Origin of the sequence: Streptomyces sp. CBMA123 (assembly GCF_014596465.1) — a bacterium.
Taxonomy (GTDB): domain Bacteria; phylum Actinomycetota; class Actinomycetes; order Streptomycetales; family Streptomycetaceae; genus Kitasatospora.
The window spans coordinates 38,926-58,464 of sequence record NZ_MECK01000168.1; the positions used below are offsets into that span (position 1 = coordinate 38,926).

At 71.3% G+C, this 19,539-nt stretch carries 15 protein-coding genes, 1 rRNA gene, 1 pseudogene and 1 riboswitch; of the genes and pseudogenes, 10 read left to right on the plus strand and 7 right to left on the minus strand.

Annotation, left to right across the window (positions count from 1 at the left end):
• Positions 1-14 precede the first annotated feature (14 nt).
• The 3 genes from BG452_RS20030 to BG452_RS20040 all read left to right on the plus strand — a co-directional run bounded on the left by BG452_RS20030 (position 15) and on the right by BG452_RS20040 (position 3,766).
• Positions 15-932 carry a sugar ABC transporter permease gene (locus BG452_RS20030; RefSeq protein WP_188305703.1) on the plus strand — a complete coding sequence of 306 codons (918 nt, stop codon included), beginning with the start codon at positions 15-17 and terminating at the stop codon, positions 930-932.
• A gap of 73 nt (positions 933-1,005) precedes the next feature.
• Positions 1,006-2,721: a glycoside hydrolase family 13 protein gene (locus tag BG452_RS20035; protein WP_188305704.1), complete on the plus strand. Its 1,716-nt coding sequence runs from the start codon at positions 1,006-1,008 to the stop codon at positions 2,719-2,721.
• 25 nt (positions 2,722-2,746) lie between these two features.
• On the plus strand, positions 2,747-3,766 hold the full coding sequence (locus tag BG452_RS20040; protein ID WP_188305705.1) for a LacI family DNA-binding transcriptional regulator: 1,020 nt from the start codon (positions 2,747-2,749) through the stop codon (positions 3,764-3,766).
• A gap of 414 nt (positions 3,767-4,180) precedes the next feature.
• On the opposite strand, the gene BG452_RS20045 is transcribed toward BG452_RS20040, so the two are convergent.
• On the minus strand, positions 4,181-5,506 hold the full coding sequence (locus BG452_RS20045) for a transglycosylase family protein (RefSeq protein ID WP_188305706.1): 1,326 nt from the start codon (positions 5,504-5,506) through the stop codon (positions 4,181-4,183).
• A 7-nt stretch (positions 5,507-5,513) separates the two neighbouring features.
• A riboswitch (cyclic di-AMP (ydaO/yuaA leader) is annotated at positions 5,514-5,676 on the minus strand.
• A 494-nt stretch (positions 5,677-6,170) separates the two neighbouring features.
• Complete coding sequence (locus BG452_RS20050; protein ID WP_223242473.1) at positions 6,171-7,118, minus strand: hypothetical protein; 948 nt, start codon at positions 7,116-7,118, stop codon at positions 6,171-6,173.
• A 555-nt stretch (positions 7,119-7,673) separates the two neighbouring features.
• Between BG452_RS20050 and BG452_RS20055 the strand changes: the two genes are divergently transcribed.
• Positions 7,674-7,937 carry a DUF397 domain-containing protein gene (locus tag BG452_RS20055; RefSeq protein WP_188305707.1) on the plus strand — a complete coding sequence of 88 codons (264 nt, stop codon included), beginning with the start codon at positions 7,674-7,676 and terminating at the stop codon, positions 7,935-7,937.
• Between the two features lie 434 nt (positions 7,938-8,371).
• Here the strand turns inward: BG452_RS20055 and BG452_RS20060 are convergent.
• Positions 8,372-8,842: pseudogene (locus BG452_RS20060) on the minus strand (ATP-binding protein); the annotation flags it as partial.
• Positions 8,843-9,260: 418 nt separating this feature from the next.
• On the opposite strand from BG452_RS20060, the gene BG452_RS20065 reads away from it, so the two are divergent.
• The gene (locus tag BG452_RS20065; RefSeq protein ID WP_188305708.1) at positions 9,261-10,127 is read left to right on the plus strand and encodes a helix-turn-helix domain-containing protein; all 867 of its coding nucleotides are present in this window, start codon (positions 9,261-9,263) and stop codon (positions 10,125-10,127) included.
• A gap of 93 nt (positions 10,128-10,220) precedes the next feature.
• On the opposite strand, the gene BG452_RS20070 is transcribed toward BG452_RS20065, so the two are convergent.
• Entirely contained in the window at positions 10,221-10,826 is a 606-nt protein-coding gene (locus BG452_RS20070) for a TetR/AcrR family transcriptional regulator (protein WP_223242474.1), read from the minus strand.
• A 227-nt stretch (positions 10,827-11,053) separates the two neighbouring features.
• Entirely contained in the window at positions 11,054-12,568 is a 1,515-nt protein-coding gene (locus BG452_RS20075) for an MFS transporter (protein ID WP_188305710.1), read from the minus strand.
• Positions 12,569-12,655: 87 nt separating this feature from the next.
• Between BG452_RS20075 and BG452_RS20080 the strand changes: the two genes are divergently transcribed.
• Positions 12,656-13,102: a MarR family winged helix-turn-helix transcriptional regulator gene (locus tag BG452_RS20080; protein ID WP_188305711.1), complete on the plus strand. Its 447-nt coding sequence runs from the start codon at positions 12,656-12,658 to the stop codon at positions 13,100-13,102.
• Positions 13,103-13,142: 40 nt separating this feature from the next.
• Here the strand turns inward: BG452_RS20080 and BG452_RS20085 are convergent, their stop codons facing one another.
• Positions 13,143-14,090: a M56 family metallopeptidase gene (locus BG452_RS20085; RefSeq protein WP_188305712.1), complete on the minus strand. Its 948-nt coding sequence runs from the start codon at positions 14,088-14,090 to the stop codon at positions 13,143-13,145.
• Between the two features lie 219 nt (positions 14,091-14,309).
• Positions 14,310-14,873 (minus strand): DUF5134 domain-containing protein, encoded by a 564-nt coding sequence (locus BG452_RS20090; protein ID WP_188305713.1) that lies wholly within the window; start codon positions 14,871-14,873, stop codon positions 14,310-14,312.
• An 847-nt stretch (positions 14,874-15,720) separates the two neighbouring features.
• On the opposite strand from BG452_RS20090, the gene BG452_RS20095 reads away from it, so the two are divergent.
• The 4 genes from BG452_RS20095 to BG452_RS45810 form a co-directional block, all read left to right on the plus strand.
• Positions 15,721-17,121 (plus strand): DUF6421 family protein, encoded by a 1,401-nt coding sequence (locus BG452_RS20095; protein WP_188305714.1) that lies wholly within the window; start codon positions 15,721-15,723, stop codon positions 17,119-17,121.
• Positions 17,118-17,876: an SDR family NAD(P)-dependent oxidoreductase gene (locus BG452_RS20100; protein WP_188305715.1), complete on the plus strand. Its 759-nt coding sequence runs from the start codon at positions 17,118-17,120 to the stop codon at positions 17,874-17,876. The genes BG452_RS20095 and BG452_RS20100 overlap by 4 nt, the downstream gene beginning before the upstream one ends.
• Positions 17,873-18,949, plus strand: a complete 1,077-nt coding sequence (locus tag BG452_RS20105; protein WP_188305723.1) for a threonine aldolase family protein — start codon at positions 17,873-17,875, stop codon at positions 18,947-18,949. Before BG452_RS20100 ends, BG452_RS20105 begins: the two co-directional genes overlap by 4 nt.
• A gap of 444 nt (positions 18,950-19,393) precedes the next feature.
• Positions 19,394-19,539 (plus strand): 16S ribosomal RNA (locus BG452_RS45810); the annotation flags it as partial.

Sequence of the window (19,539 nt, forward strand, 5' to 3'; positions counted from 1 at the left end):
GGCAGGTAACCCCGATGAGCACCACCACCGAACGTCCCGCCGAACGCCCCGCTCCCACGGCGACCGCGGCCCGGCCCGCGCGGCCCGTCAAGTTCCGCCCGCGCGGCGAGAGCAGCCCGCTGTCCAAGGCGCTGTCCCACGGCGTCCTGATCGTGGCCAGCCTGATCGCGCTGTTCCCGATCGGGTGGATCCTCTTCGTCTCGCTCGGGCCGGACAAGAACGACTACCTCCACCCCGGCGAGATCTTCGGCAAGCTCACGCTGTCCAACTACCAGCACGTGCTGGGCGACACCGACTTCTTCACCTGGTTCGGCAACTCCCTGCTGGTGGCCGGCGTGACCACCGTGTTCGGCGTGCTGCTCGCCGCCACCGCCGGCTACGCCGTCTCCCGGATGAAGTTCCCCGGGCACAAGCCGCTGATGTGGTCGCTGCTGGTCACCCAGATGTTCCCGATCGCGGTGCTGATCGTGCCGATGTACACGATGCTCTCCGCGCTCGACCTGCTGGACAGCTACGCCGGCCTGATCCTGGTCTACTCCACCACCACCGTGCCGTACTGCGCCTGGCTGATGAAGGGCTACTTCGACACCATCCCGGTGGAGATCGACGAGGCCGGCCGGGTCGACGGGCTCAGCCCGTTCGGCACCTTCTGGCGGCTGGTGCTGCCGCTCGCCCGGCCGGGCCTGGCGGTGGCCGCGTTCTACTCCTTCCTGACCTACTGGGCCGAGGTGCCGTTCGCCTCCACCTTCATGCTCAGCTCCGACAAGTACACGCTGGCTGTCGGCCTGCAGAGCTTCGTCAGCGAGCACGACGCCCAGTGGAACCTGATGGCCGCCACCGCCGTGCTGATCGCCATCCCGTCCGCGGCCTTCTTCTACCTGGTGCAGCGCCACCTGGTCACCGGACTGACCGCCGGCGCCTCCAAGTCCTGACGCCCCCGCACGTCTCAGCGCTTCCCGACGACCAAGCGCTCCCCGCTCCTCTAGTCCCCAAGGGATACCGTCCATGACCCAGAACCTGGCCGACACCTCCCGGCCCGCCGCCGACACCGCGCACGAGGCGGCCTCCCCGGCTCCCGTGACCGGCGGCGCGTCCAGAGACTGGTGGCGGGACGCGGTCATCTACCAGGTGTACCCGCGCAGTTTCGCCGACTCCAACGGGGACGGCATGGGCGACCTGCCCGGCATCCGCAGCCGCCTGCCGTACCTGCGGGACCTCGGCGTGGACGCCGTCTGGCTCTCCCCGTTCTACGCCTCGCCGCAGGCCGACGCCGGCTACGACGTCGCCGACTACCGCGCGGTGGACCCGATGTTCGGCACCCTGCTGGACGCCGACGCGCTGATCCGCGACGCCCACCAGCTGGGGCTGCGGATCATCGTCGACCTCGTCCCCAACCACTCCTCGGACCAGCACGAGTGGTTCCAGCGCGCCCTGCGCGAGGGCCCCGGCTCCCCGCTGCGCGACCGCTACCACTTCCGCCCCGGCAAGGGCGAGGACGGCGAACTGCCGCCCAACGACTGGGAGTCCATCTTCGGCGGCCCGGCCTGGACCCGCAGCGAGAACCCGGACGGCACCCCCGGCGACTGGTACCTGCACCTGTTCGCCCCCGAGCAGCCCGACTTCAACTGGGAGAACCAGGCCGTCGCCGACGAGTTCCGCTCGATCCTGCGCTTCTGGCTGGACATGGGCGTGGACGGCTTCCGCATCGACGTCGCCCACGGTCTGGTCAAGGCCCCCGGCCTGCCCGACCTCGGCGGCGCCGACCAGCTCAAGCTGCTCGGCAACGACGTCATGCCGTTCTTCGACCAGGACGGCGTGCACGAGATCTACCGCAGCTGGCGCCGGATCCTCGACGAGTACCCGGGCCAGCGGATCGGCGTCGCCGAGGCCTGGACCCCGACCGTCCAGCGCACCGCCAACTACGTCCGCCCCGACGAACTGCACCAGGCCTTCAACTTCCAGTACCTGGGCACCGATTGGGACGCCGCCGCGCTGCGCGAGGTGATCGACCTCTCGCTCGACTCGATGCGTCCGGTCGACGCGCCCACCACCTGGGTGCTGTCCAACCACGACGTCACCCGGCACGCCACCCGGTTCGCCAACGAGCCCGGCCTCGGCACCCAGATCCGCACCCCCGGCGACCGCGCGCTCGGCCTGCGACGGGCCCGCGCCGCCACCCTGCTGATGCTCGCGCTGCCCGGCTCCGCGTACGTCTACCAGGGCGAGGAACTCGGCCTGCCGGACGTCACCGACCTGCCCGACGAGGTCCGCCAGGACCCGTCCTTCTTCCGCCAGGCCGGCCAGGACGGCTACCGCGACGGCTGCCGGGTCCCGATCCCGTGGTCCGGCGCCGAGGCCCCGTACGGCTTCGGACCGGTCGCGGGCGGGCCGTCCTGGCTGCCGCAGCCGGCCGAGTGGGCCGAACTGAGCGTCGAGGCGCAGACCGGCGACCCGACCTCCACCCTGGAGCTCTACCGCAGCGCGCTCGCCGTCCGACGGGCCCAGCCCGACCTCGGCGCCGGCACCGAGGTCGAGTGGCTGGACGGCCCCGAGGGCACCCTCGCCTTCCGGCGCGGCTCCTTCGTCTGCACGGTGAACACCACCGGCGCACCGGTGCGCATCCCCGCACCGGGCCGGCTGCTGCTGGCCTCGGCCGAACTCGTGGTGGACGGCGGCGAGACGGTGCTCGCTCCGGACGCCACCGGCTGGTGGGCGGTCTGACGTGGTTGCAATAGGCTCTGGGACCGTGACTACGGCGCGACTCTCAGACATCGCGGCGCAGGCGGGGGTCAGCGAAGCCACCGTCTCCCGCGTGCTCAACGGCAAGGCGAACGTCTCCGCCGCCACCAGGCAGACCGTCCTGGCGGCGCTCGACGTGCTCGGCTACGAGCGGCCGACCCGGCTGCGCCAGCGCAGCGCCGGGCTGATCGGGCTGATCACACCGGAGTTGAGCAACCCGATCTTCCCCGCGCTGGCGCAGGTGATCGAGCAGGTGCTCAGCCGGCACGGGTACACGCCGGTGCTGTGCACCCAGACCCCGGGCGGCTCCACCGAGGACGAACTGGTCGAGATGCTGGTGGACCGGGGAGTGGCGGGCATCGTCTTCGTCTCCGGACTGCACGCCGACTCCACGGCCGACCACGACCGCTACGCCCGACTGTCCGGGCGCGGGGTGCCGTTCGTGCTGATCAACGGCTACAGCGAGAAGATCGACGCGCCGTTCATCTCGCCGGACGACCGCTCCGCGATGTGGATGGCCGTCCAGCACCTGGCCGAACTCGGGCACGAGCGGATCGGCCTGGCGGTCGGGCAGCGGCGGTACGTGCCGGTGCTGCGCAAGATCGAGGGCTTCACGGCCGCGATGCGCGAGCTGCTCGGGCACAGCCAGGAGCAGGCCGAGGGCCTCGTCCACCACACGCTGTTCAGCGTGGAGGGCGGCCACGCGGCGGCCGGCGCGCTGCTCGACAAGGGCTGCACGGCGATCGTCTGCGGGAGCGACATGATGGCGCTCGGGGCGATCCGGGCGGTGCGCCAGCGCGGGCTGTCGGTGCCGCAGGACGTGTCGGTGGTCGGTTTCGACGACTCGCCGCTGATCGCCTTCACCGAACCGCCGTTGACCACGATCCGGCAGCCGGTCGAGGCGATGGCGACGGCCGCGGTGGACGCCCTGCTGGAGGAGGTCGGCGGGAACGCCGCCCAGCGCGGGGAGTTCATGTTCCAGCCGGAGCTGGTGATGCGGGGCTCGACGGGGGCCCGCGGGCGCTGAGGCCGATGGGCCGGCTTCGTGCGCCGAGGCCGGTGGGCGGTGCCAACTGACGGGCCCCGGAGGGCGGTTGCTCTCCGGGGCCCGTCGGCGTGCCGGTGCGGCCGTCTCGACCGGTCGGCCCGTCCGCTCAGCCCTCCTGGACGGCCGGGCGGTCGGCGCCGACCCGCTGCCCGTCGGCCGTACCGGAGAGCAGCATCGCGTCGATCGCGAGGTTCGCGTCGAGCGTGACGGCGACCTGGGCCATGGTGCCTCCTCCTCGGGTGCAGAGCAGCAGCATGCCCCGCGGGCCGGAGTCTGACCATGCGGACGTCGACCTCGCGGATACGCCGAAGCCCCGGGGGAGCGACCAGACTCTCCCGGGGCGGTCGGCTAACGACCGTCAGCCGTCAGGGGTGCGCGGTGAGCGCGGTGTCCTCAGACCCGGCCGGCGAAGTCCGGGGCCCAGTTGGCGATGGTCTGGAGGCGGACGCCCGAGCTCGGGTTGGCGGCCTCGACGTACTGGCCGCCGCCGATGTAGATGGCGACGTGGTAGACGCCGGAGTCCTGGCCGTTGTTCGACCAGAACAGCAGGTCGCCCGGCTGCAGGCTGTCCAGCGAGACGTGGGTGCTGGCGGCGGCCTGGTCGGCGGCGACGCGCGGGATGTTGATGCCCGCGGCGCGCAGCGCGGCCTGGGTCAGGCCGGAGCAGTCCCAGCCGCCGTTGCCGGTGCCGCCGTAGACGTACGCCTGGCCGACCTTCGACTGGGCGAAGGAGACCGCGGCGGCCATGCTGCCGGTGGCGGCCTGGGCCGGGGCCGGGGTCTGCGCCTGGGCGGCCGGCTTCGCGGCGGGCTTGGACGCCGGCTTCGAGGCGGTGGACTTGTCCTGGGCCATCGGCTTGGCGTTCACGGCACCGCCGTTCGAGGCCTGGCCGGACTTCTGCGAGCGGTCGAACCAGGTGAAGTCCGAGCCGGACTTGGTGGCGGTGGAGGACTGGTCGGCCTGGGCCGCGCCGCCGTCACCGAAGGTCAGCTGCTCGCCCGGGTAGATGGTGTCCGGGCCCTCGGTCAGGGTGCCGCGGTTGAGCTCGTAGAGCCGCTGCCAGCCGCCCTGGACGTTGTGCTTGTCGGCGATCGAGGACAGCCAGTCGCCGTCGACGACGGTGTAGCCGCCGCCCTGGGCCTGCGCCTGACGCTGCTGCGCCCAGCCGCCGTTGGCGGAGGCGGCCGAGTCGGTGGCGGCGGAGGACGCGGCGGCGGAGTCACCGGAGGCCTGCGCCTGGTCCTGGGCGGGCGCCGCCGGCTTGGCGGGCTTCGCGGCCTGGGCCGGCTTGGTGGCGGCCTTGGCGGTGGTGGAGCCGGCCGAGGTGTCGACGGTCGCCGGGGCGCCGCCCTTGGTCAGACCGGCCTGGACGGAGCAGACCGGCCAGGCGCCGGGGCCCTGCGAGGCGAGGACCTTCTCGGCGATGGCGATCTGCTGGTCCTTGGTGGCCTGGTTGGCCTGCGGTGCGTACGCGGTACCGCCGAAGGCGGCCCAGGTGCTGGAGGTGAACTGCAGGCCGCCGTAGAAGCCGTTGCCGGTGTTGATGCTCCAGTTGCCGGTGCTCTCGCACTGGGCGACCTTGTCCCAGGTGGCGACTGAGGCGGCGTTGGCGGTGCCGGTGGTGAGGCAGGGGACGGTGAGGCCGACGCCGGCGACGCCGAGGGCGGCGATCACGCGACGGGTGCGGCTGGACAGGCGGTTGCCGTTGGAAGGCAGCATGAAGACGCGGTCCTCTCCCACGCCTGCGAGGTGAGCTGTCGGATTCGGGCTGGAGTTGCCCGGCCGCGCTGTGGGCGCGGCTTCACCCCTAGCCCTGGACCGTTCCGGAAAACGGTTCAAGGCGACTTACCTGTGGTTCCCCCGCTCCTGCCGTGATGCGTTTTCGCGCTGCCAGGACATCCGACGGCAGGACTCGGCGTCGCGGATGAACTGGGTCCGTGTGGTCACGAACGGGGAGCACGTTAAGCAGACTTAAGTTAAAACCGCAAATACCTGTGATGCGCATCACGGTTTAGCGAGAAACGCCAAATGGTTCGTAATTCATGATCGCAAATGATCGTTTTCTCGCAATTTCACGATGGATTCCCATAACTGGCTCCGCCTCAGGAATGAAGTGACGGAGCGTTGAAGCGCCATGGGCCGCGCTCGCGAGCCGGGGGAGCTCCAGTGAATCGAGCGCGGGACAACGTGCCGACTATTCATCGACAAATGACACCAGAACGGACATTGCGTCGCATTGACCGCTTAACTCTCCTGCGGGGCAATCCGAACACGTCGAAAGGGCCCGGAACGCAGGTGTTCCGGGCCCTTCGGTGGTGCGGGTGCCACGACGCTCGGTCGCGGGCGCTCCGGCGGGCATCCGCCGGAGCTCAGGAGGTGTCCGTCAGCCCTCCACGGGCCCTTCGCCGGCCGCGTGGGCGCGGCGGGAGCCTTCCCCGGCTCCGGCGGTGGCGGCGGCCTCCTCGGCCTCGGCCAGCTCCTCCGCCGTCGGCGTCGGCAGTGCGGCCAGGTAGGTGGAGGCGATCAGCTGGCCGACCGTCGGGTACGCACCCAGCGGTGCCGCCGACGGGCAGCCGGTCTCCTCGGCGGCCGTGGCGAGCAGCTCGGAGTCCGCCTCCGGGCCGATCACGAGCGGGGCCAGCGCGGGGCGCTGGGAGCCGGTCTCCTTCAGGTGGTTGACGGCGGCGGCGACCGAGCCGGGCACGTCGAGCGCCGCGGAGACGACCGGGACGGCCAGTCGGGCGGCCAGCAGCACACCGGTGATCCCGGCCGCGGCGGCCGCGTCCTCGCCGCCGACGGTGGTCAGGACCACGCCGTCCGCGGCGGTCGCGATGGCGAACAGCCGGGCCCGGTCGGCCCGGGCCAGCCCGGCCTCGGACAGCCGTACGTGGACGGCCTCGGCGAGCAGCGGGTGCGGGCCCAGCGCGGAGGTGACGGTCGCTCCGTACTCCGCGGCGAGGGCGTGAAGCCCGGTCAGGAAGTCGTGCGGGCCGGGCACCAGGGGCACCACGACGGGCATCGGCAGTCCGGCCTCGGCGGCCGCCGCCAGTAGGTCCGCGACGGTGTACTCCTCCGTGCCCCCGGCCGCGGTGCCATCGGTCGGCAGGTAGCCGACCGCGGCCTGGACGCCGGTGTGCTCACTGCGGACGATCGAGAGCAGTTCCTCGACGACCGAGCGGGACTCGGGCCCCGGGGTCGCGGGTACGGCGAGCACCAGGGCCGGCGAGCCGGTGCGGATCTCGGGGCGCTCGGGGCGGCGGTGGCGCCCCCGCGCACGGGAGCCTGGAGTGCGGACGGGCAGTGGCGCGCCCGGGATGGCTGCGGTGCTCATGCCGGAGATCGTAGGACATCTGCCCGTCAGGCCTGCAGTCGGCTGCCGTACGGGTTTCGGGTGGTCGTGGTGCGGAGGCCGTGTTCCTGCCGCGCCGGTCCGGGTGTATTGCCTACAATCCGGACATTCCTCACCCAATCCCCGTTCGGACTCACACGGTTGCCCTGACGTGTGCCGTGGGGCGTCCCGTTGCACGAGAGGTGCGTGAGATGTCTCACAGCCGGAGGGTGGACTGACGGAGGGTCACGGCAGCGCGACTCCCGGCATTCGAAGATCAACATTCAGCGGGGAACCGCTCACGGCCGGTTATGGAAGAACCGTCGATTCCATCGGCTATGTCCGTTTACGTACCGTCAGGGGAAGGGTCCGTGAAGAGTTCGCGGCGACCGGTAAAAGGCCTCGTGCACCTGCAATGTCCCGTGCTGATGCACGTGCACTGGGGCTATCATCGCGTCAAGTGAGGCGTTGTGCCGGACCGGTACGGGGCCGGTCCGTTCGGCGGGTGCCGGGGGCGCCGCGCTGGACGACAACTCCGGAGCTCTTCGGGAGACTTCTATGCACGACTCGCAGGACACGCACGGCTCGAACCACACCTACAACGGGATGGCCGCCGCTGACCTCAAGGGGGTGGTCTGGCAGAAGAGCCGGCACAGCAACTCGCAGGGGAACTGCGTCGAGTTCGCGGCCCTGCCGGGCGGCGACGTGGCGATGCGCAACTCGCGCTTCCCGGACGGTCCGGCGCTCATCTACACCCGGGCCGAGATCGAGGCGCTGCTCCTGGGCGCCAAGGACGGGGAGTTCGACCACCTGGCGGTCTGACCGGCCGCCGGGCCACCATCGGGGGGCCGTCGTGGGTGCTGACACCACGACGGCCTTTGTCTTTGTCCGGTGGCCCTGCCCGGGTTCGGGCGGTCCCGTGACGGACCGTGCGGACCGTGCGGGCTGTGGTGCGGGCCGCGCGGGCCCGGGGCGTCTGAGGCGGGGCGCCGGTACCGCTGCCGGCGCGGGTGCCGAAGCCGTGGGCTGGTCCGGGGCGGACCCCGGCCGATCCGGCGCGGGGCCTGGCTGAAGGGCCCGGGGCCTGGTCCTCCCGGGTCGTCCCTCGGCCGGCCGTGCGCCGTGCGGCGCTAGGCCGAGCGCCGGTGCCGTCCACCGACGTCGACCCGTCCCTCGAGCGCGCGACCGTCGAGTCCGCTGCCGTCGAGCCTGCCGCCGCCCAGCCCGCTGCCGTCGAGTCCGCCGCGAGCCGGTTCGGCCTCGAACATGGCCCAGACCACCTTGCCGCTGCCCAGCGGGTGCCAGCCCCAGGAACGGCTGAACGACTCCACCAGGTGCAGTCCGCGGCCGGATTCGGCGACGAAGTCCGCCTCCCGGGCCACCGGGCCGATGCTGCTGGGATCGCTCACCGCGCAGACCACTTGGGGTGCGCGGTGCACCAGGCTTATTCGGATCGGCAGCCGCCCGTCCGGGGTCGGCTGTGTGGGAAAGTCGTACTCGCCCAGGGCGCCGCCCGACGGGTCGGGCCGTGCGCCGATCGCATGCCGGAGCGCGTTGGTCACGAGTTCCGAGGCCACCAGCGCGACATCGTCGAACAGCTCCATCAGGCCCCAGCGCTGGAGAGCGGTCCGGGCGAAGTCGCGCGCGGTTCTCACGGCTTCGAAGCGAGGAGCGAGCGTGCAGGTGACCACGTGGGGGTCAACTGCCAAAGCCGTACCGGTGCTCATGAAGAGCTCCTCCCATAAGGGGGCGGACACGGCTGGACCCGCCGGGGTCATGCCGGTCACCTCCGACTCGCTCGGCCGCTCGGGCGCCCCTTCGACCAGGCGCGCGCGCACTCGAACGCCCGATGGCGCGGGGGACGCCGCCGGGTCGGTGCACGGAGTCGCGCGTGGGGTCGACGCGGAGCCCGCGGGATTGCCAGGGATGTGCAGGTGCACGTGCACCATGGTGGTGTGCGCTCACTGCAGATGCAAGAGTCGATTCACGTGCAGTCGCACTATTGGCATATGCAAGCGCCGGATGCACGTGCATCCTGGTGTGCGGAGTGTGGAACTGATAGGAACATCCGTCAGTATCGGCACCGTGAGCGCTCAACTGATGGCAGACTGTGCGCTGTTTGCCCTAGGTGGAGGTTTCGACCGCATGACCACAGTTCAGCCGGGCGGCGGCTCGATGGTCCGCCGGATCCTCCTCGGCTCGCAGCTGCGACGCCTGCGTGAGGCGCGCGGCATCACCCGTGAGGACGCGGGCTACGCGATCCGTGCGTCCGAGTCCAAGATCAGTCGCATGGAGCTCGGCCGGGTCAGTTTCAAGGAGCGGGACGTCGCCGACCTGCTCAGTCTCTACGGCGTCGACGACGGCCTGGAGCGGGAGGCCCTGCTCGGGCTGGTCCGCGAGGCCAACAAGTCCGGCTGGTGGCACAGCTTCAACGACGTGCTGCCGGGGTGGTTCCAGACCTATGTCGGACTGGAGGAGGCCGCCCAGCTGATCCGCACCTACGAGGTGCAGTTCATCCCCGGACTGCTGCAGTCCGAGGAGTACGCACGGGCGGTTTTCGGCCAGAGTCGGCCGGTCATCAGCGAGGAGGAGGTCGAGCGGCGGGTCAGTCTCCGCCTGCGCCGCCAGAAGCTGCTGACCGAGGGGGCCAGCCCGCGGCTGTGGGCGGTGATCGACGAGGCGGCGCTGCGCCGGCCGGTCGGCGGGCCCAAGGTGATGCGCGGTCAGGTGCAGTACCTGATCGACGTCGCCGAGCAGGCCAACGTGGTCATCCAGGTCATGCCGTTCCGCTTCGGTGCGCACGCGGGTGAGTCCGGGGCGTTCTCGATCCTGCGCTTCCCGGAGCAGGACCTCGCGGACGTCGTCTACCTGGAGCAGCTCACCAGTGCGCTGTACCTGGACAAGCGGGACGACGTCGACGCGTACGTCCAGGTCATGGAGCGGCTCTGCGTGGACAGTCTCACGCCGGAGCGCACGATAGACCTGCTGTCCTCGATCCTGAAGGAGCGCTGAGCAACTCCCGGGCGGAGCCGGGGAGATCGTCCCCTCGGCCCCGTTCGGGAGCCGCTCCGCCGGTCGTCGAGCCGCTCGGCCGCCGTCCCGCCGTCAGCCGCGGGCCGGCGGCCGTTCGCGTTCCGGCGGCAGCGGCTGGGGCGGACGGCCCAACTCCCAGGCCAGGTCGTAGCGGCGGAACAGGTCGGCCCGGATCGGCGCCAGCGGGATCTCGGCGCCCGGCAGCAGGACCCCGATGCAGCCGCCCATCAACGCGCTGCGCAGTACCGCGTGTTCGGCGACCGGGTCCGGCGCGCCCCAGTCCTCGAGCAGGTTCTTCAGGAGCGCGCCGAGCTGCTGCTGCTCCGGATCCTGGACGAAGGCGCCGGTGTCGGGGTCGAGGATCAGCGCGAGGTGCGAGCGCATCACCCGGGGGTGGTCCATGGCCAGGCTGAGGACGGCGTCGATCGCGCGGGCCAGCCGGGCCTCGGGGGAGGCGTCCGGTGGCAGTTCGGCCAGCGCGCCGGACAGCGCCTGGTGCATCATCCGGTGCGTCGCGGACTGCATCAGCAGTCGTTTGCCGTCGAAGTAGTACGAGAGCAGGCCACGGGCGAGTCCGGCCCGTTCGGCGATGTCGGTCAGTGTGGTGCCCGCGTAGCCGCGCTGGTCAACCAGCTCGACGGTGGCTCGCATGATGCGCCGGCGGGAGCGCTGCCGCATCTCCTCATTGACCGAATCCCCGCGAGGTGCCATCGTGTCTGCTCCGAACGTTCGTTGACTCTGGGCCAATATACTTGCGGAGCCGGTCACCGCACCGTGGAACCGTGCCCGACGGGCACGCCCGGGCGGCCGGTACAAAGACGGCCGGCTCCACCAACACGGGGGTTTGGTGGAGCCGGCACCAGTGCCCGGCGGCCGGGGGTCGGCCGTGGGCGGGGGCCAGTGGGTCAGCGCTCGGTCAGGACTCCGGTCCGGGCCACGGACGGCCCGGCAGGCGGATAATCATAATCCGGCACCGACACGGGAGTTGCCTTTCGGCGCCGGTCCACCACGGCGCCCGCCGCGGCCACGACCAGTCCGACCACCGCGACCGCGGTCACCAGGAGCAGCGCCGGCCGGTAGCCGTCCAGCTGGGCCTGGGCACTGTCGCCGCCCGCGCTCCCGGCCGTGATCATCGCGGTCGCCCCGGCCAGCACCACGGCGGTGCCGACCTGGATCGCCGTGTTCACCAGACCCGAGGCCAGCCCCTGCTCCTCGTCGGCCACCCCGTCGGTGGCGGCGATGTTCACCGAGGGGAAGGCCAGCGCGAAGCCCACGCCGAGCAGCAGCATCGAGGGCAGCACCAGCACCAGGTACGAGCTGTGCTCGTCCAGGCGCAGGAACAGGGCGAAGGCGCCGGCCAGGGCCAGCAGGCCGATCGGCAGCAGCCGGCCGGTGCCGAAGCGGTCCACGATCGGGCCCATGAACGGCGCCGACAGGGCGATGAAGGCGCCGGCCGGCAGCAGCCCCAGGGCCATCTGCAGGGCCGACCAGCCGAGCAGGTGCTGCAGGTAGAGCGTGACGACGAACTGGAAGCCGCCGTACGCGCCGGTCATCGCGAAGGCGACCACGTTGGCCCGGGCCACCGAGCCGTTGCGGAAGATGCCGAGCCGGACCAACGGGTGGGCGGCGCGGCTCTCGATCAGCAGGAATGCGGCGGCCAGCGCGGCGACCACGAGCAGCGAGCCGAGGGTGCGCAGGCTCAGCCAGCCGGCGCCCTGGGCCTCGGTGACGGTGAACACCAGCAGCAGCACGGTCGCGGTGCCGGTGATCGCGCCGAGCACGTCATAGCCGCCCTTGGCGGGCTCCTCGACCGGGCGGGGGAGCAGGCGGACGGCGAAGAGCAGGGCGAGCAGCGCGACCGGGACGGGCATCAGGAAGGTCCAGCGCCAGCCGACCGAGGTGAGCAGCCCGCTCAGCACCAGGCCGAGCGAGAAGCCGCTGGCGCCGCAGGTGGTGTAGATCGACAGTGCCCGGTTGCGGGCGGGGCCCTCGGCGAAGGTCGTGGTGATGATCGACAGACCGGCGGGGGCGGTGAAGGCGGCGCTGACGCCCTTGAGGAAGCGGGCGGCGATCAGCAGGCCGCCGTCGTCGACCAGGCCGCCGATCAGCGAGGCGGCGGCGAAGACGCCGAGCGCGACCAGGAAGACCCGGCGGCGGCCGAGCAGGTCGGCGGCGCGCCCGCCGAGCAGCAGCAGTCCGCCGTAGCCGAGCACGTAGCCGGAGACCACCCACTGCAGGGTGGAGGTCGTGAGGTGCAGTTCGGAGCCGATGGAGGGGAGGGCGACGCCCACCATCGAGACGTCCAGGGCGTCCAGGAACATGGCGGCGCAGAGCACGATCAGGGTGCCCCAGAGGCGGGGTGTCCAATTCAGCCCGCTGGTTGACGGAGCGTCGGGTGACGTGACGGTCGCGGTGGTCATGGGGAGGACAGTACATGCACGTGCATTCAATGCAAATGAATAAGATGTGAACGCATAAATTTACGATGCACGTGCTAGTCTGACGGCGTGGCTGAACTCGACTCCCTCGAAGCCTCGGCGGAGGCCGGTCTCATCGCGGAATGGCGCGAGCTGCTGGCCCGCCACGCCGCTGCCGTCTGTGCGCTCGACCGCGAACTCGGCGAGAAGCACGGGCTGGGCATGAGCGAGTTCGAGGTGCTGGAACGCCTGGTGGAGGGGTGTGAGGCCGAGGGTCGGGCCGCCCTGCGGGCGAGCGAACTGGCCTCCATCGTCCACCTGAGCCAGAGTGCGCTGTCCCGGCTGATCGCCCGCCTGGAGAAGGGTGGACTGGTGACCCGGGAGATGTGCCCGAGTGACCGGCGGGGCATCATGATCACCCTCACCCCGGCCGGCCGGGAGCGCTACGACCAGGCCCGGCTGCTGCACCGCGAGGTGCTCGGGCACACGCTGGGCGGTCGGTTCGCGCCGCTCTGCGGAGAGACCGACCCCGGCTGACGCTGCGTCAACTTTCTTGTGTGGTATGCCTCGCGGGCGCTCAGAGCAACGAGTGGATTCCCGGGGCGACGGCCAGCAGGACGGCTGCGGCGGGCGCGGCCAGGGCGACGGCGGTCAGCTGCAGCCGGTGCGGGACGGACAGTCGGGGGCGCCCCGCGAGCAGCCGGTCCACCCGCTTCGGGGACTGTGCCAGGCCGGGCGGACAGGAGCCGAACACCCCACGGTCCAGGTTGAGTTCGGCCAGTGCGAGGGCGGTGGTGTGCCGGCCGTGCCGGCGTGCGGCCCGGTCGTCGGCGGCCAGCTCGACCAGCTCCGCCACCTGGTCCCGGAAGGCCCGGAACACCCCAATGCCGGGAAAGCCGGAGGCGAGGGCCTGGGCGAACTGCTGCAGCCAGTGGTGCCGGGCCCGGACGTGCCCGCGCTCATGGCTCAGCACGGCCGCCAACTCCCGGTCGGTGAGCTGCTGGAGGGCGCCGGTGGTGACCACCAGGCGGGAGTCCGGGCCGGGCAGCGACCAGGCCTCGGGGCGGACGTTCTCCAGCACCACCAGCCGCTCCCGGCGGCTCCGGGCGGTCTCGATCGCCTCGGGCAACTCCGGCGCGCGAGTCGCCAGTTGGGCATGCCGACGGTTGCGCAGAGCCTTGGCCGTCCGGACCTCCCGGGTGAGCGCCAGCACCGTCTGCAACGCGCCCGCTGCCAGGACGGCGGCGCACAGCCGGCCCCAGCCCTCGGCGTCCTGCAGGCCGTACGCGGCCTCTACACCGTGCGGGGCGCCGGCGAACACCCATTCGCGCAGTGCGGGCTCGGCGGCGGAGGCGGCGAGCACCAGGCCCAGGGCGCAGCACAGCAGGACGGACACCACGATGCACTGCCACACCAGCAGCGCCAGCACCGGTTCGCGCTCCACCCAGCGGGCCCTGGCCAGCAGCCGGGGCACCACGGTGGAGAGCAGCAGGCCGAGCAGCAGCAGGCCGATCAGGGCAGTCATCGCATGGGCTCCCCGAGTACGCACGGAACGCGACAACGCGCTCCCCGCCAACCTATGCGCTGTCGACGCCCGGTGGCACGGCTTTCGAGCGGCCAGTGACCAACGCCACGCGCGGGTGAGGGCCTTGGCGCGGGGCCTGTCGGGGCTCGTACCCGAGCGGGGCTCGTACCCAGGCGGGGCACGAGCGTGGGCGGGGCACGTGCTCGGGCGGGGCGTTGGTCACATGGTCAGGAGCATGGCGAACATGCCGATCCCCATGGTCAGTCGGCAGGCCCGTGGCAGTCCGGTGGTGCCCAGGGCGAGGGTGCCGGCGGGGGTGCGCAGCAGCCGGGCGCCGGCCCAGAGGGAGTAGCCGCCGAAGTACAGCAGCAGGGCGCCGGTCAGCAGTGGTGCGCCGAGCGCGGCGTGGTGGTGCCCGCCGGGGGAGGCGGTCATCACGAGGGCCATGTACGTCATGGTGAGCGCGCCGACGGCGTGGTGCAGCCGGTGGGCACGGCCGGCCGGGGCGTACAGGGCGGCGAGCAGGAAGACGGTGGCGGGGAGGCCGAACAGGCAGGCCCAGACGGCGGCCGGGACGGTGGCGCCGGTGACGACCATCGCCGCCATGCCGAGCCCCATCAGTGCCTCGGCGGCGTCGGACTCCCGGGCGAGCGATGGGTGGGCGCCGCGTGCGCCCGGGGCCGTGGTGGCGCAGGGGGAGTGCCGCAGGCGGGTCAGGCAGTAGGCGCCGGCGGTGGCGGTGAGGAGGGCGAGGAGCCAGCTGACCAGGGTGGGTCCGTGCAACGGCGGCCTCCCAGGGGTGGCGGGCGGCGGGACCGCGGGCAGCGAACAACTGACAGCTGACGGATGACAGCTGACAGATTTCGAAAGCTGTCAGCTGTCATCTGTTATCCGTCAGCTGTCCTCTGTCATCCGTTGCTCGTCATGCCTCCGCCGCGGCGACGATCGTGCCGTCCACGATCACCGCTACGCCCCCGGCGCCACCAGGCGCGCACAGGGGCGCACAGTGGTGACCGCGGTTGTGCGATCCACCCCAGCGGGCCCACGCCCCCCGACCGCCGGAATGGTCAGCACGGTGAACACCAGCCCCGCCACCAGGTACGGGCGGTCCGGGGAAGGATGCGGCGTTCCGGGGCCGGGCCGGGCGGGCCGCTTCCCGGCAGGTCACTTCCCCCGGTGGCGGCGCCGGAACACACGCGGCATGGTCGGCGTACGGACCCGCGTCCGCGGCGCCCCGGGCCGGATCAGCGGCAGCCGCCGGTCGCGGCCGGTCCGACCGCCGTGGCCGGGTTGACGACGACGGCGGCGGCAACAGCCGTGCGTGCGGCCGCGGCAGCGACAACAGGCCTGCTGACGGGAGTGCACCCGGCACGGGCTGTCGTGGCGCTCGGCCCGTGATCACCTCCGGGAACGACGCGGGGAGGTTCGCATCAGTACGGCTCGCCTGTCCGGACATCCAGGACACCGTCCACATCTCGGACACGTGCCGGAGGCCGTACGCTCCGGCGCAGGTTTTGGGGCCGGAGCGGCGATGCACGAGAGTTTTGTCGGTCCAAGCCCCCTTGAACGGGAGAACCTTTCGTACATATGGTGTCCTCGTTGAAATAACTCCTGCCGAAGTGAGTCCACGATGCAGAATCTTTCGCCAAGGCTCGCTGCGGCGGCCGACGCCCCGGTCTCGACCCTCGCCACCCACCCGGCGTGGCTGCGCCTGAAGGAGACCGTCGAGGCGCTGCGCCCGCTGCAGTCCAAGGACGGTTCGATCGACCTGTCCGCGGTCCAGCGGCACACCGTCGACCCGCTGGTCGCCACCGTCCGGGCCGCCGTAGCGGAGCTCGCCCCGATCTTCCCGCACGACGCCGCCTACCTGGCCGCCGTCGACGTCGACCTCGCCAAGTGGGCCGACACCGGGTACCGGGAGCCCGACTTCCTGGACTCGCTGCTCGCCTTCAACCCCGCCGCCCAGCGCGAGGACGGTCTGGAGCACCTGGTCGTCTTCCCGATGTACACCCAGAACGGCAACCCGGACCGCAACCTGGAAGCCGTCCTGCTGCGCGTGGTGTGGCCCGAGTGGCTGGACGAGCTGGAGCGCACCCGCTTCGACAACCCGATGTTCGTGCCGATCACCTTCACGGACTTCACGGCCGGGTACGACACCAACTCCGCCGTCCTCTTCCCCGAGACGGTCTCCGTGCGCGAGGCGCCGGAACGTTTCACCTGGGGCGGCATCTTCTGCGACCGCGAGGCCGCCCGCTTCCGCGCCGTCTCGACCAGCGCCGTCCAGCAGCTCGGCCTGGAGATCCCGGCCGACGCCGAGGGCCTGCTCCAGGACCAGCAGCGCGCGCAGGAGACCTTCGTCCTGTGGGACCTCGTCCACGACCGCACCCACAGCCACGGCGACCTGCCGTTCGACCCCTTCATGATCAAGCAGCGCAGCCCGTTCTGGATGTACGGCCTGGAGGAGCTCCGCTGCGACCTCACCACCTTCAAGGAGGCGGTGAAGCTGGAGGGCGAGGGCAACCCGCACGCCCGCGACGTCCAGTACGCGATCCTCTTCGACCGGATGTTCCGCTTCCCGGTCAGCGGTGACCGCGTCCGCAACTACGACGGCCTCGGCGGCCAGCTGCTCTTCGCGTACCTGCACAAGCACGACGCGCTGCGCTGGCGCGACAACCGCCTCACCATCGACTGGGACCTCGCCCCGAAGGTCACCAACGCGCTCTGCGGCGACATCGAGACCCTCTACCGCGACGGCATCGACCGGCCCAAGCCGGCCCACTGGATCGCCGCGTACGAGCTGGTCTCCCGTTACCTCACCCCGCACCCGGCCTCCACCTGGGCGAAGGGTCCCGAGGCCCTCCCGCTCGACATCGCCGACGGCAGGGCCCTGAACAAGGCGCTGTGCGACGCCGTGCTCCCGGACGAGTTCCCGCTGAGCATGTTCTACGAGGCCCTGTCCAAGAAGCTCCGCGGCGTCATCGCCGCCACCGCCGGCATCACCGGCGCCGGTATCCAGGGAGTCGCCGCGTGACCACCAACCCCTCCACCAAGCTGGCCGGCAAGGTCATCGCCGTCGCCGGAGCCAGCGGCCCGGCCGGCCAGGCCGTGATGCGCCGCCTCGCGGCCGAGGGCGCCACCGTGATCGGTGCCGACATCGACCCCCAGCGCCTGGAGTCCGCCCTGGACGCCACCCGCGTCGCGGTGCGCGGGGCGAAGGTGAGCGGCCAGGTGATCGACCTGCTCGACCCGCAGGAGGTCCACGACTGGGCCGACCACCTGGAGGCCGAGCACGGCCACGTCGACGGCCTGTTCCACCTGGTCGGCGGCTGGCGCGGCAGCAAGACCTTCTTCGACAGCCGCCTGGACGACTGGGACTTCCTGCACGACACCGTCGTGCGCACCCTCCAGCACACCTCGCTGGCCTTCCAGCCCGCGCTGGTCCGCAGCCCGGCCGGCCGCTACGCGATGGTCTCCGCCGCCGCGGCGCACAAGCCGACCGCCGGCGGCGCCGCCTACGCGGCCGCCAAGGCCGCCACCGAGGCCTGGACCCTCGCCATGGCCGACTCCTTCAAGAAGGAGACCACCTCCCCGGACGGCGAGCCCACCGCGGCGGCTGCGATCCTGGTCATCAAGGCGCTGGTCAGCCCCGAGATGCGGGCCGAGAAGCCGGAGGCGAAGTTCGCCGGCTTCACCGACACCGCCGACCTCGCCGGACACCTGGCGGACCTCTGGGACCGCCCCGCAGCAGAACTGAACGGACAGCACCTGTGGCTGACAGCCCGATGACCGACCTCACCCGTACGGACGCGGTACGGCGGCACGACCCCGCCGTCCGCGGCTTCGCCAGCGACAACTACGCCGGCGTGCACCCCGAGGTCCTCGCCGCGATCGCCCTCGCCAACGGCGGCCACCAGGTCGCCTACGGCGAGGACGACTACACGGCGCACCTCCAGGACGTCTTCCGTCGCCACTTCGGCGACAAGGCCGAGGCCTACCCCGTCTTCAACGGCACCGGCGCCAACGTGGTCGCCCTCCAGGCGCTGCTGCCGCGCTGGGGAGCCGTGGTCTGCGCCGACACCGCCCACATCCACGTGGACGAGGGCGGTGCCCCGGAGAAGATGGGCGGCATCAAGCTGCACACCATCCCCACCCCGGACGGCAAGCTCACCCCCGAGCTGCTCGACCAGCAGGCCTGGGGCTTCGGCGACGAGCACCGCGCGCAGCCGCTCGCGGTCTCCATCACCCAGAGCACCGAGCTCGGCACCCTCTACACGATCGACGAGATCCGCGCGATCACCGAGCACGCCCACCAGCTCGGCATGCTCGTCCACATGGACGGCTCCCGGCTGGCGAACGCCGCCGCCGCGCTCGGCCGGCCGATGCGGGACTTCACCACCGACGCGGGCGTCGACGTGCTGTCCTACGGCGGCACGAAGAACGGCCTGCTGCTCGGTGAAGTCGTGGTGGTGCTGAACCCGGAGCGGGTGCGCAACATCAAGTACCTGCGCAAGACCTCGATGCAGCTCGCCTCGAAGATGCGCTTCGTCTCCGTCCAGTTCGAGGCACTGCTCTCGGGCGACCTCTATCTGCGCAACGCCGGCCACGCCAATGCGATGGCCAGCCGGCTGGAGGCGGCGGTCCGGAAGATCGACGGCATCGAGGTCGTGCGCCCGGTCCAGGCGAACGCGGTCTTCGCGATCCTCCCGCGCGAGGTGAGCGAGCGACTCCAGAAGCGCTACCGCTTCTACTTCTGGAACGAGCACACCGGCGAGGTGCGCTGGATGTGCGCCTTCGACACCACCGAGGCCGACATCGACGCCTTCGCGGCGGCCATCGCCGAGGAGATGGGCCGCGCCTGACAGCGCCCCTGACAGCTGATCGCCTCCGCCCGGAGCCCCGGGCGGAGGCGATTTGCATGTGGCGGGCCGGTCACCGTACAGTTCCGGAGTCGCCGCGGGAGACCGGGGCGACAAAGCGGAAAGTGAATCCGATGAATGAAACTCCGGAAAACGGAGCGGAAAACATCTGATAAGCTGGAAACACGAAAGAACGAAGCGCCCGGAGGGCCCGCTGGAAGGCGGCTCGAAGGAAGTGTCCGTTCCTTGAGAACTCAACAGCGTGCCAAAAGTCAACGCCAGATATGTTGACATCCCCGGCCTTGATCGTCTGATCGGGGTTGGAGATTCCTTTTGAAACAAACACTAGCGAGGACGCAGTGCGCGGGACCGCCCTATTCCGGTGGTTGCCGTGCCGCTCAACGCGGGTGTGCACCGGCCCTGCTTGATTGTGGGGCCGAGTAAACATTCACGGAGAGTTTGATCCTGGCTCAGGACGAACGCTGGCGGCGTGCTTAACACATGCAAGTCGAACGGTGAAGCCCTTCGGGGTGGATCAGTGGCGAACGGGTGAGTAACACGTGGGCAATCTGCCCTGCACTCTGGGACAATCT

Coding starts and splice junctions, on each gene's coding strand:
- BG452_RS20030 (WP_188305703.1), top strand. CDS start 15: ATGAGCACCACCACCGAACGTCCCGCCGAACGCCCCGCTCCCACGGCG.
- BG452_RS20035 (WP_188305704.1), top strand. CDS start 1,006: ATGACCCAGAACCTGGCCGACACCTCCCGGCCCGCCGCCGACACCGCG.
- BG452_RS20045 (WP_188305706.1), bottom strand. CDS start 5,506: ATGCTGCCTTCCAACGGCAACCGCCTGTCCAGCCGCACCCGTCGCGTG.
- BG452_RS20050 (WP_223242473.1), bottom strand. CDS start 7,118: ATGAGCACCGCAGCCATCCCGGGCGCGCCACTGCCCGTCCGCACTCCA.
- BG452_RS20055 (WP_188305707.1), top strand. CDS start 7,674: ATGCACGACTCGCAGGACACGCACGGCTCGAACCACACCTACAACGGG.
- BG452_RS20065 (WP_188305708.1), top strand. CDS start 9,261: ATGACCACAGTTCAGCCGGGCGGCGGCTCGATGGTCCGCCGGATCCTC.
- BG452_RS20070 (WP_223242474.1), bottom strand. CDS start 10,826: ATGCGGCAGCGCTCCCGCCGGCGCATCATGCGAGCCACCGTCGAGCTG.
- BG452_RS20075 (WP_188305710.1), bottom strand. CDS start 12,568: ATGACCACCGCGACCGTCACGTCACCCGACGCTCCGTCAACCAGCGGG.
- BG452_RS20085 (WP_188305712.1), bottom strand. CDS start 14,090: ATGACTGCCCTGATCGGCCTGCTGCTGCTCGGCCTGCTGCTCTCCACC.
- BG452_RS20095 (WP_188305714.1), top strand. CDS start 15,721: ATGCAGAATCTTTCGCCAAGGCTCGCTGCGGCGGCCGACGCCCCGGTC.
- BG452_RS20105 (WP_188305723.1), top strand. CDS start 17,873: ATGACCGACCTCACCCGTACGGACGCGGTACGGCGGCACGACCCCGCC.